The organism is Bradyrhizobium sp. BR 10261 (assembly GCF_019455395.1).
GTDB classification, from domain to species: domain Bacteria; phylum Pseudomonadota; class Alphaproteobacteria; order Rhizobiales; family Xanthobacteraceae; genus Bradyrhizobium; species Bradyrhizobium manausense.
This window is the reverse complement of record NZ_JACOFQ010000004.1, coordinates 31573-44007: the sequence shown is the minus strand read 5'-3', so window position 1 is coordinate 44007 and position 12435 is coordinate 31573. Positions and strand designations below refer to the sequence as shown.

Here is a 12435-nt window from a genome sequence, read left to right as displayed (position 1 = left end):
CTCTAGCGCTTGCGGCTCGCCGCGGCCCTTTTCGCCCGTACGGTGCGGCCAGGGGCTGCGATCCTGTAAAAGTCGATAAGGCGCGGCAGACAAACCCTATCGAGGTCGTAACGGCTGACCACGGTCTCCCGTGCGGCACGCCGCATTCCCGCGAAACGGCGCGGATTGGCCAGGGCTTCGATGACGCGCTCGGACAGCTGCGCGATATCGAAGAAAGGCACGAGGATGCCGTTGCTGCCGTCGATGATCTCGCGCAGCGGTGTTGTGTCCGAGCCGATCACCAGGCATCCGGCGCTCATCGCTTCCAGCAGCGACCAGGAGAGAACGAAGGGGTAGGTGAAATAGACGTGGGCGCTCGAGATTTGGAACGCCTTGAGAAAGTCCTCGCGGCTCAGGTCGTCGGTGAAATGAATGCGGCTGTGATCGACCTTGCCTTCGATCTCGCGGAAGAAATAGGAGCGCCAGCTATGGCCGTCCGGCGGCGACAGGCCGTAAGGCGTGCCCGAGCCACCAACGATCAAGATCTGGGCCTTCGGCCGAGCCTTCATGATCGCCGGCAGGGCTCGTAAGAAGCAATGGAAGCCGCGCAACGGCTCGTGGCTGCGCGTTGCGAAGGTGACGACTTCATCCGCCTTCGTCAGCACCTTGCCCGAGCGCAGCGTCAGCACTGCGTCATCGCGTGGGCGGATCGCCTCGGTATCCACGCCTTCGTGGATCACTTCGATCTTGCTCTGGAAGACGTCTGGGTAGGTGGAGCGCTGCCAGAGGGTCGGCGAGAGGCCGACGTCCGCATCGTCAAGCGCCAGCAGCGTTGCGGCGTTCTTCAGGTGAATGCGGATATGACCGTCGACGCCCATGTCGGGGAACTCGGGATCGAAACCAACGTCCTGCCCATTCGGCCGGTAGTAGAATTCGCAATAGGCGTTGATCCGCGCCTCCGGAAATAGTGGCCGCAGGGGGAGCATTTCGCCCCAGCCGGGATGGGCAATGACGAGGTCCGGAACGAATCCCTGCTGCTTCAGGTTGGAGGCCGAATAGAGCACCTGCTCGGCGCGGCGGCACTCCGCCTCAAAGCGTCGTGCAAACGGATGCGCCGCTGCCAGTTCCCCATCGGGGATCATGTACTTCTTCAAGGAAACACCGGGCAGGGTGCGTGCGGTCGGCGACCCGATCGCCGCCATCTGAATGTCGTCGCGACCGGATAGCGCTTTACACAGCGGTAGAAACTGCGCAGGAAAATTATTATGAACAAAGAGAATTTTCTGCATGGGTCCTTCGCGACGGCGGCCGATCTCTAGTCCTAGCACTGGAATCGCCGCCGTGCAGAGCTGAAACAATTTAACGCTAAAATTCGACAACGTCTGGTCGGTATATTGCCTTAAACGCTGCGCCTTCGCTATGATGTGACTGAATTTCTGGGGGCATATCTCAATGAAATCGACATCGCTGCAGAAGACGCTCGATCTGCAGAAGGGCTTGTTTTTGATCCGCTATGATTCGGCGGAGGACGCGGCGCAACCGCCCAAGGTCAGTCTGTCGGTGGATCCGCAAAGCTCCGGCTCGGTTGAATTCCTTTTGCCTCCCGAGGTTGAGGAGCCGGTGCTCTGGTCGCCGGGCGCCAGCGTCGTCGTTCGGTTATGGGCGCCCGCTCGCCTTCAAGTTGAGCTTGGCGCCCGGTCCGCGGGCGGTTCGCTTGGCGCGCGAATCCAATCAGCTCAGCTGTCGACGGATCCACTCGGCCTTGCGGCTCTGGACGAGGCGCCGCTGGATTTTGCCGGCCTCCGTCTGCTCGGTCATTTGGCTGGGCGTGGCGATACGTTGGTGGGGCTCGGGGAATGGCTTGGGGGACCGATGGCGCCAACCCGCATCGAGGGCCTCGGCATTGACTGGGCGGAGCGTCCCCAGAATTTCGGAGTGCGCCATTCGGTGCGCGTGGGCGGACCGGGTGAGCCGAAGGCCACCAATTTTGTTGAACTCGGAGGATATTCAGGAACCCGGGGGCGGGCGCTGCCACTGGTCGGGGCGACGTTCGAAGTGTTTGGTTCTGCGGCCCAGCATTACGAGATCACGGCTGACGCTATCTTCCTGGGCTCACCGCAGATGAAGGTCACGGGGCAGCGGGTTGTGGTTTCGGGGCCAACCGGCCGGGAGCCGCTCGTGGGCCTGCGGCTGCAGATTGCTTCGACCAGGGCAGCGCAGTCTCCGGCCGCGCGATCGGTGTCCGCGTCGAGCAGTCAAGTTGCCGCCTCCGCAGGCACGACCGAGACGGTCTCGAAAAGTCCGGTCCGGAGTGGCAGCGGGCGCGTCCGGGTATTCCGGAGCAGGGCTGGAGCAAAGGGTTAAAACTCCAAGGAAATTTCTTGCGCTGCAGCATAGCTTGCCGTGGGTCTCGTTTTGCCTATGAATGGGCTCGCCCGAGGGCTCTAGACGAGAAAATTGCCTCTTAATTCAGCTGTTTATCATGTTTCGAGTTATCCTGAAATTGCTCGCTCGCGGAGCGGAAGGATTTGGTTTTCGACACGCAAAAGGTTAAGGTTCAATAGCTGCTTCGCACGTGCACAATGAATGTGCTGAGCGGGGTGGACGGATCCCGGGGCGTTGATCTTCGCGGATTGCACAAGCAGAGGTTTGCATGACTGTTGATGCTTCATCCGCCGACGCAGCGGATGTCTCTCTAGCCACGGTTGAGAATGTCGAGCCCACCGGGCTCGCGGCGCTGGTCATCGTGGCGCGGCAGCACGGGCTTCACCTCACCGCATCCCAGCTCACCCACGACAACGTTCTTGGCGGCGGCGAGGTCACAGCTGCGGAGATCGTCAAGTGCGCCCGCAATTCCGGCATGCGTGCCAAGGTCGTGCGTCTGGACTGGGACGGGCTCAGCCAACTCAAGAAAGCGCTGCCCGCGATCGTTTGCCTCAAGGACGGCAGCAAGATGGTGCTGCTTCGCCTCGAAGGCGACCAAAACAACCCTCGGGTCGTGCTTCGAGATCCGAATGTCGGAGAGGACGCGCTGCTCGTCATCGACCCCATCCGCATGGCGGACGTGTGGACGGGCGAGGTCATCCTCGTCAAGCGCGATTACGAGATTTCGGACGAGACGCAGCCCTTCAGCTTCGGCTTCATCACGGCGCTGATCTTTCGCGAGCGTCGGATCGTCCGGGACGTTGCGGTGGCCGCGCTCGTTCTCGGCCTCCTGGCCCTGGCGCCGATCATGTTCTGGCGGCTGTTGTCGGATAAGGTCATCTATTACAAGGCGTTCAACACGTTCTACGTGTTGTGCCTCGCGATGGCGGTGATCATCGCTTTCGAGGCGGTGTTCTTCTTCCTGCGGCAGTATCTGGTTCATAACCTGACGGCGCGGCTGGATGTGAAGCTGTCGACCTATGTGTTCGACAAGGTGCTCAACCTTCCCATCGATTATTTCGAGCGCAATCAGGTCGGTCTGATCGCGCGCGACATGCGCGAAATTTTCCGGGTGCGGACGTTCCTGGTCGGGCAGCTGTTCGGCACGATCCTGGATTCGACCACGCTGATCTTCTTCCTGCCCGTGATGTTCTTCTTCAGCCCGCTGCTGACGTTCCTCGTGCTCGGCGTCACTGGCCTGATCCTGGGCTGGCTGCTGCTGATGCTGCCGGCCTACCGCAAGAAGTCCGGTGCGGTAATGGCCGCGGAGGGTGCGCAAGGCGCTTTCATGGTGCAGAATCTCAACGGCATCCGCACGGTGAAGTCGCTGGCGCTGGATGCGCGGCAGAAGCACATGTGGGACGTCCACGTCGCTCGCGTCGCCAAGGCGCGGCTGGCGGAGGGCATGGCCGGGGTCGCGATCCAGGCGGTCGTGAAGCCGCTGGAACGGCTTGCGGTCTGCGCGCCCTATGCCGTCGGCGTCTACCTCGCGATCTCGACCAACGACCCCGTCTATATCGGCGCGCTGTTTGCCTTCCTGATGCTGTCGCAGCGCGTCGCGGCGCCGCTGATGCAGATGGCGCAGCTGGTCAATCAGCTCGACGAAGCGCGCACGGCGGTCACGGTGGTCGGCAATCTGGTCAACCAGCCGCCTGAGGAGGGGCGTTCCGGCCACGGTGTGCGCAACCCGCTGCAGGGCCACGTCGAGTTCTCCGGTGTCACGTTCAAGTACAAGGGCGCGGTGTCGCCGGCGCTGAACAACATCTCATTCGAGATCCCCAAGGGCACGACGCTCGGGGTGATGGGCAAGAGCGGCTCGGGCAAGACCACGATCACGCGGCTGTTGCAGCGGCTGCATTCGGATTACGGCGGGCTGATCAAGATCGACGGCATCGACGTGCGCGAATACGACGTCGATCATCTGCGTCGCAACATCGGCGTGGTGCTGCAGGAGAACTTCCTGTTCACGGGCACGATCCGGGACAATATCGCCGCGGCAAAGCCGGACGCGACCTTCGACGAGGTGGTGCGCGCCGCCCGCCTCGCCGGCGCCGAAGAGTTCATCGACAAGCTGCCGCGGGGCTATGAGACCTACATCTACGAGGGCTCGCCGAACCTGTCGGGCGGCCAGCGCCAGCGGCTCGCGATCGCCCGCGCGCTGATCGTCGATCCGCCGATCCTGATCCTGGACGAGGCGACCAGCGCGCTGGATGCGGAGAGCGAGGCGATCGTGAACGCCAACATCTCGCGCATCGCGCATGGCCGCACCATGATCGTCATCTCGCACCGGCTGTCCTCGCTGGTCGATTGCGATGCGATCCTGGTGCTCAACCGCGGCGTGGTCGACGATGTCGGCCGCCACGAGGAGCTGCTGGCCCGCAACGACATCTACGGCGGCCTGTGGCACCAGCAGAACAGCCACGCCATGCCGTCACGCCGCCCGCGCGCCAATCTGGGAGGGCCGACCCTTGTCTCGTAACGCCCCCGCGCTGACGACCGTCCGTCAGTTCCAGTCCGAAACCGACGCCATCCGCGAGGCGCCGGAGCCGATCGTCGCCCGCGCGACGCTGTGGGTTCTGGTCGCCTTCCTCGCCTCGCTGGTCGCCATCATGTTCCTGACGCGGCTCGACCGCGTCGTCTCCAGCGTCGGCGGCAAGATCGTGCCGATCGATTCCATCAACGTGCTCCAGGCGCTGGATCCCTCGATCATCAAGACCATCGACGTGCGCGAGGGCGAGCAGGTCAAGGCCGGCCAGCTGCTGGCGACGCTGGATTCCACCTTCACCTCGGCGGACGTCACCCAGTACAAGCAGCAGGTCGCGAGCCTCGAGGCCCAGGTGCTGCGCGACAAGGCCGAGCTCGGCAACGCGCCGCTGGTCTTCCCCGACCGTCCCGATTCCGAGTTCAGGAACTACGCGACCCTGCAGAAGGCGCTCTATGAGCAGCGCAAGGCGCAATATGCCGCGCAGATCGCCAGCTTTGATTCCAAGATCAGCCAGACCGAAGCCACCATCGCCAAGCTGAACAAGGAGGACGAGCGCTTCAGCCAGCGTGCCGAGATCGCCGGCAAGATCGAGGACATGCGCTCCAGCCTCGCCGAGACCGGCAGCGGATCGAAGCTGAACCTCTATATCTCCCAGGATAACCGCCTGGAGGTGCTGCGGCAGATCGACAACACCCACAACAGCCTGATCGAGGCGCAGCACCAGCTGGAATCGCTCAAGGCCGACCGAAGGGCCTTCACCCAGCAGTGGAACGCGCAGCTCAGCCAAGATCTCGTCACCACCCAGAACGCGCTCGACACCGCGCGCGCCTCCTACGACAAGGCGGTACGGCACCAGGACCTGGTGCGGCTGACCGCCGAGGAGCCCTCGGTGGTGCTGACGTTGGCCAAGCTCTCGGTCGGCTCGGTGCTGAAGCCGGGCGATCCCTTCATCACGCTGATGCCGCTGACGACGCGGCTCGACGCCGAGATCAAGATCGCCTCGCGCGACATCGGCTTCCTCCGCCCCGGCGACCGCTGCACCCTGAAGATCGACGCGTTCAATTATGCCGAGCACGGCACCGCCGAAGGCAAGATCCGCTGGGTCAGCGAGGGCGCCTTCACGGTCGATGACAACGGCCAGCCGAGCGAGGCCTATTACAAGGCGCGCTGCTCCGTCGACAGCACCAATTTCGTCGACGTTCCGGCGAGCTTCCGCCTGATCCCGGGCATGACGCTGACCGGCGACGTCCATGTCGGAACCCGCTCGGTCGCGGCCTATCTGATCGGCGACATGCTCAAGGGCCTCGGCCAGGCCATGCGCGAGGCGCAATGAGGGCGGCAGCTCGCATGCGCACGCCGAAGCTCTTGCGCCGCTTCAAGCCGTGGACGTCGCTCGCGCCGGCCGCCTTGGTCCAGCGCGGAATCGCGGCGCATGAGCGCGGCGCCTTCATGGAGGCGTTCGAGGCCTGGCAGATCGCCGCGAACGGCGGCTCGGCCGAAGCGGCCTATCGCATCGGCCAGCTCTATCTGCAGGGGCAGGGCGTCGTCCGCTCGCTGCCGGATGCGGCCGACTGGTACGAACGCGCCGCCGAGGCCGGCCATGCCGAGGCACAGCTCGTCCTCGGCCGACTGCTGCTGGAAGGCGCGGCCGCCATCGTCGCGCTCAATTCGCCCGAGACCTGGCGCCAGCAAGCCGCCAAGGCCGACGATCAGGTCCCGCTCGCCAAGGTGATCTTCCCGCATGGCCTCGCCGTCGAGAGGCAGCCCGAGCGGGGTTTCGGTTGGATCGCCAAGGCCGCCGAAGCGGGGAATGCCGAAGCCCAGGCGCTGCTCGCCGAGCTGCTGCGGCAGGGCCGCGGCTGCGCGCAGGATTTTGCGGCGGCGCGCCAATGGTACGAGAAGGCGGCGGCGCAGGGCTTTGCCGGCGGCGAGTTCGGCCTCGGCGATATCCATTTCCAGGGTCTCGGCGTGCCCAAGGACGCCGAGCTCGCAGCGTCCTGGTATCGCAAGGCGGTCGAGAAGGACCACGTCCGCGCCAAGGTGGCGCTGGCCTTCCTGCACCTCAATGGCGCCGGCGTTGCGAAGGACGTGGCGGAGGCGGCACGGCTGTTCGCGGAGGCCGCCCGGCGCGAGGACGTCACCGCGCTGTACAACATCGGCCTTCTGTATCTGCGCGGCGAGGGCGTCGCGAGATCCGTCGACAAGGCCGAGACGGCGCTGCGCAAGGCCGCGCGTCGCGGCCATCTGCCGGCGATCCAGGCGCTCGGCGAGTTCTATTCCAAGGGCGTCGCCACCGAGCCGGACCTGCGCGAGGCCGCGCACTGGTATCTCCAAGCCGCCGAGCGCGGCGACGTGCAGGCCCAGTTCTTCACCGGCCGCTTCCATGCCACCGGCCAGGGCGTGCCGCCGAGCCTGCGCGAGGCCGCGAAATGGTTCCTGAAGGCCGCCGAGAACGGCCACGCCACGGCCGCCTACAATGTCGCGGTGTTCTGTCTCAAGGGCACCGGCATCGCCCAGGACGTGGCGGCCGCGATCAAATGGTTCGAGTTCGCCGCCAATGCCGGCATCCCGGCCGCCCAGGTGCAGCTCGGCCAGCTCTATTCCTCAGGCCACGGCGTCGACCGCGACCATGCCCGCGCGGAGGAATGGCTGGCCAAGGCCGCGAGCGGCGGCGATGCCGAGGCCGGCCTTGCCTATGCGAGCTTCCTCATCCAGTCCGGCAAGGACGAGGCGCGGCTTCTCCGCGCCGCCGAGCTCCTGACGCCGGCCGCCGCGAGCGGCCACGCTGCAGCACACCTGCAACTCGGCCACTTGCGCGCCGGCCGTTTCGGCGGAGCGGCCGATTGGCCGGAAGCGGCGAAATGCTACCTGCGCGCCGCCGAAGCCGGCCTTGCCGACGCTATGCTCGCGCTCGGCGGTCTCTACGCCGATCCCGCGAGCGGCGTTGCCGACGCCAAGGCCGCCGCGCTCTGGTTCGAGAAGGCGGCTGTATCAGGCAACATGATCGCCCAATTCCAGCTAGGGGTGATGTATTGCACCGGCAACGGCGTCGAACAGGATCTCGCCAAGGGCGTCGCCTGGTATGAAGCCGCCGCGAAGCAGGGCCATCAGCTCGGCCAGTTCAACCTCGCCGTGATGCTGTCGAAGGGCCAGGGCTGCGAGGCCGATCCCGAGCGGGCGTTCGAATGGTTCGAGCGCGCGGCCGAACAGGGCTTAGCTGCGGCACAGCTTAGCGTCGGGGATGCGCTTTACGCCGGAAATGGCGTGGCGCGGGATCTTGCGGCGGCGAGGGGTTGGTTTGAGAAGGCGGCTGGCCAAGGGAATGAAATGGCGAAGCAGAGACTGAGCGCTATCGGACTATCGCAAAGCGGTCATCCGGCCGATGCAGCGCAGGGGGTGAACAGCGATACATATTGCGGGCCTCCGAACGATGGATGAATGCTGCGACACGACGTCGGGCAGGCTGATGCTGAATGCTGAGCAGCTTAACGTTAGCTCTCATATGCGTGACAGCAACGTTGCTCTAATGTAGATTGCGAACAAGATCGATACTCGATCAGAGATTGTGTGGAAATGGCTGACTTCCTGTCGAAGCTCGCGCGTGATGCGGGGCAAAAAGAGCCAAAAGGAAAGCGCGCCGGCGCCAGCAAAGTTCAACCTAAAAGCGTTTCGAAACCTGGCAACGCGAACGGAGCCAATTCGGATTTGGCAGCCCAGGCTGAGCCTCTCGTACAGCCGGCGCTGCCGGACGCGCCGGCTGCAGAGAAGCCGGTCGAGGATCTCTTCGCGATCAGGCGTTACCTCGAAGGCTTGGGCCTCTTCGACGAAACGTTTTATTCCGTCACCTATCCCGATGTCGTTGCGGTCGGTGCAAATCCGTTCGAGCACTTCTTTCTCTACGGATTCAAGGAGGGAAGGAAGCCAAATCCCATCTTTGATCCGATGTGGTACGTCACGACCTATCCGGACGTTCAGGATGCTGATATTCAGCCGCTGCTGCACTATGCGAGGCATGGTGAGCCTGAAGGTCGCCGTCCCAGCCCCTACTTTCAGCCCGCGTGGTACCGAGAGAAATACGCCATTCCGGCGACTGAAAGCCCGCTTGCTCACTATCTGAAGAACCGCCTAGGCCCGTTCAGCCCGATCCCCGAGTTCGACGCGCAGTATTATCTCGACACCTACAAGGACGTCGCGGCGGCCAACGTTGATCCTTTCGAGCACTTCATTTTTCACGGCTACAAGGAAGGCCGCAATCCGTCCGCGGAATTCGACACCAAGTTCTATATTCAGCGCTACTTCAAGGGAAAGACCGACCAGAATCCGCTGTTGCACTATTTGGAGCATCGGCACGAAGAGGGCATTTTCCCGTCCCCGCCGGAAAACGAAGCGACCATTCCCGCGGAGATCAAACGCTTCACCAAGCCGAGCGCATTGTTCGAGGAATTGCGCCCGCTGCCGCCGAGCACAAAGCCCCGGGCCAAGGTGCTGGCCTACTATCTCACGCAATTCCACGCCTTCCCCGAGAACGACAAGTGGTGGGGAACGGGCTTCACCGAGTGGACCAACATCAGCCGCGGTGTGCCGCGTTTCAAGGACCATTACCAGCCGCGAGTTCCGCGCGACCTCGGCTTCTATTCGCTGCTCGACATCGAAACGATGCGGAAGCAAGTGAAGCTGGCTCAAGCGGCCGGCATCCATGGCTTCGTCTATTACTACTACTGGTTCAACGGTAAGCGCCTCATGGAGCGGCCGCTCGAGCAGTTCCTTGGGGCGCGCGACATCAACATGCCGTTCTGCCTGATGTGGGCGAACGAGAATTGGACTCGTCGGTGGGACGGCATGGAGAGCGAGGTCCTGATCTCGCAGGACTATCTCGACGATGACGACGAGCGGCTGCTCGGCGATTTCTGCCGGCACTTCAACGACCCCCGCTATATCCGCGTCCAGGGCCGACCGCTCCTGATGATCTATCGTCCCCGGCTCATCCCGGATACGGCCAACGTCGTCGCGCGCTGGCGGGCCGTCTTCAAGAAGAAGTTCCGCGAGGATCCGATCATCATCATGAGCCAGAGCTTTGATGATTTCGATCCGACCGTGATGGGCCTCGATGGCGCGATTGAATTCCCGCCGCACAAGATCACCAAGTTCACCCCGCAGGTCACGTCGGACGTGAAGATCCTGGACGATACGTTTGCTGGCCAGGTCTACAGCTACGATGATGTGGTCAAATACTCGACTGACGAGCCGCGACCGAGCTTCCCGCTGATCAAGACCGTCGTTCCGAGCTGGGACAATGACGCCCGGCGCCAAGGCACAGGTCTGGTCATCCAGGGCTCGACCCCGCAGAAATATGAAGCCTGGCTGTCGACGCTCGTCGAAGGAGCGCAGCGGCACACCTTCTTCGGCGAGCCCTTTGTCTGCGTCAATGCCTGGAACGAATGGTGCGAGGGTGCCTATCTGGAGCCGGACCTGCATTTCGGCTCGGCCTATCTGAACGCCACGGCGCGCGCCGCGACAGGCCTGACCCGGGATCTTTCGCAGCCCAAGATCCTGCTCATCGGTCATGACGCGTTCCCGAGCGGGGCCCAGCACCTGCTGCTCAACATCGGCAGGACGCTCCGCAGCGCCTTCAACATGGAAACGGAATATCTGCTGCTCGCCGGCGGTGCGATGGAGGCGGAATATCGCGCCTCGGCGCCGCTCACGGTGCTCGGCAAGCTTTCGGATCTCCCGGCTGCGCTGCAGCACTTCAAGGACAAGGGCTTTTCCGCCGCCATCATCAACACCACGGCAAGCGGACGAGCGGTGAAGCTCGCGGCGGAAATGGGCTTCCGGGCCATTTCGCTGGTCCATGAACTGCCGCGAATTCTGCGCGAGAAGAACCTGGAAAACGACGCGCGCATGGCGGTCAGCCATGCGCAGAAGGTGGTCTTCGCGTCCGAATTCGTTCGTGACAAGCTCGCCGACGCGCTCGAACTTGATGAGAGCGACGAGCGCTTCCTGATCCGGGCTCAGGGCAGCTACAAGCAGATTGTGGAAGCCCCCGACGAGGCCGCCGCAATCCGCAAGGAGTTCGGGCTGGTTGCAGGCGACAAGATGGTGCTCGGGGTCGGGTATGCCGACCTGCGCAAGGGCATCGATCTCTTCCTTCAGGTCTGGAATCTCGTTCGGCAGGACCATCCGCATGTCCATTTCTGCTGGGTCGGCGGCATGGACCCCGGCCTCCAGGAATGGCTCGGACCCGAGATCGAGCGCGCCAAGGCGACTGGCCGCTTCCATTTTGCGGGCTTCCGCTCGGACATGCAGGGTCTCTATTCGGCCTCCGAGGTCTATGCTCTGACCTCGCGGGAAGATCCGTTCCCGACCGTTGCGCTGGAAGCGCTCAGCGTCGGCGTGCCCGTGGTGGCCTTTGCGGAGTCCGGCGGCATCCCCGGCTTCCTGCAAAAGGAGAAGGTCGGCCAGGTGGTCCCCTATTGCGACGTGCCCGCCATGGCCGATGCCGTTGCGCATTTCCTGGAGTGGCCGCCGTCGGAGTCCGAGCGCGAGCGCATGGCCGATATCATCGAGGTGAACTTCACGTTCTCCGACTACGTCCGTGATCTGCTGCGGCTTGCCGTTCCCTCGCTTCCCACCATCTCGGTCGCGGTGCCGAACTACAATTACGCGCATTGCCTGCCCGAGCGGCTCTACACGATCTTCGATCAGAACCATCCGATCGAGGAACTCATCGTGCTCGATGATTGCTCGAAGGACGACAGCATCTCCGTCATCACGAAGGTGGCCGAGGAACGCCAGCGCGATCTGACGCTGGTGGTCAACGAGGAGAATTCCGGCTCTGTCTTCGCGCAATGGACCAAGGCCGCCGAAATGGCCAAGGGCGAGTTCCTGTGGATCGCCGAGGCGGACGATCTCTCCGAGCCGACTTTCCTGTCGAGCCTCCTGGCGTTGATGAAGGCCGACCCGAGCATCGGTTTCGGCTTCACCGATTCCAAGTCGATCGATGCCGAGGGCCACCACGTCTACGAGAGCTACAAGCCCTATTACGCCAGCATCGAGCCCGGCGCGCTGTCGAAGACCGAGGTGTTCGAGGGCCGCGAATTTGTGGCCCGTTTCCTCGGCGTCAAGAACACGATTTTGAACGTGTCCTCGGTGCTGTGGCGGCGCGAGGCGTTGCTGCGGGCGCTTGAGGCCTGCCGGCGCGATCTGAAAAATCTGCGCATGGCCGGCGACTGGCGCATCTATCTGGAGTGCCTGGCCGCGCCCGGCGCGAAGATTGCCTATGTCGCCGATCCCCTCAACGTTCACCGTCGCCATGCAGCGAGCGTCACGCATTCGCTCAAGGCGCAGAAGCACATCGAGGAGATCGAAAGCATGCACCGCGTCGCGCGGGAGAGGTTCGCTTTCTCGAAGCGGGAGACCGGGGCTCAAGGAGCCTATCTTGAGGAGGTGACAGCGCAACTCCTTGGGACTGCTGCCGAGCCGGAGAATACAAAGAAGCCCACGAAATCGGCCGCTCGCGCTGGCTAGAATCTAATCTCACTTCCAAA

General features: G+C 63.5%; 6 protein-coding genes. 5 read left to right on the top strand and 1 reads right to left on the bottom strand.

The window, feature by feature from the left end:
- Positions 1 to 2 precede the first annotated feature (2 nt).
- Positions 3 to 1337 carry a glycosyltransferase gene (locus HYH07_RS05620; RefSeq protein ID WP_228749262.1) on the bottom strand — a complete coding sequence of 445 codons (1335 nt, stop codon included), beginning with the start codon at positions 1335 to 1337 and terminating at the stop codon, positions 3 to 5.
- Between the two features lie 94 nt (positions 1338 to 1431).
- On the opposite strand from HYH07_RS05620, the gene HYH07_RS05615 reads away from it, so the two are divergent.
- From HYH07_RS05615 to HYH07_RS05595, 5 genes are all read left to right on the top strand, one after another.
- Entirely contained in the window at positions 1432 to 2343 is a 912-nt protein-coding gene (locus HYH07_RS05615; protein ID WP_220001551.1) for a hypothetical protein, read from the top strand.
- A gap of 289 nt (positions 2344 to 2632) precedes the next feature.
- Positions 2633 to 4882 carry a peptidase domain-containing ABC transporter gene (locus HYH07_RS05610; protein ID WP_220001550.1) on the top strand — a complete coding sequence of 750 codons (2250 nt, stop codon included), beginning with the start codon at positions 2633 to 2635 and terminating at the stop codon, positions 4880 to 4882.
- Positions 4872 to 6221, top strand: coding sequence for an HlyD family type I secretion periplasmic adaptor subunit (locus tag HYH07_RS05605; protein WP_220001549.1), 1350 nt, complete (start codon positions 4872 to 4874; stop codon positions 6219 to 6221). The genes HYH07_RS05610 and HYH07_RS05605 overlap by 11 nt, the downstream gene beginning before the upstream one ends.
- Before the next feature lie 14 nt (positions 6222 to 6235).
- A complete protein-coding gene (locus tag HYH07_RS05600; RefSeq protein WP_220001548.1) occupies positions 6236 to 8326 on the top strand; it encodes a tetratricopeptide repeat protein in 2091 nt (696 codons plus the stop codon).
- A gap of 267 nt (positions 8327 to 8593) precedes the next feature.
- Positions 8594 to 12415 carry a glycoside hydrolase family 99-like domain-containing protein gene (locus HYH07_RS05595; protein WP_220001547.1) on the top strand — a complete coding sequence of 1274 codons (3822 nt, stop codon included), beginning with the start codon at positions 8594 to 8596 and terminating at the stop codon, positions 12413 to 12415.
- Positions 12416 to 12435 lie beyond the last annotated feature (20 nt).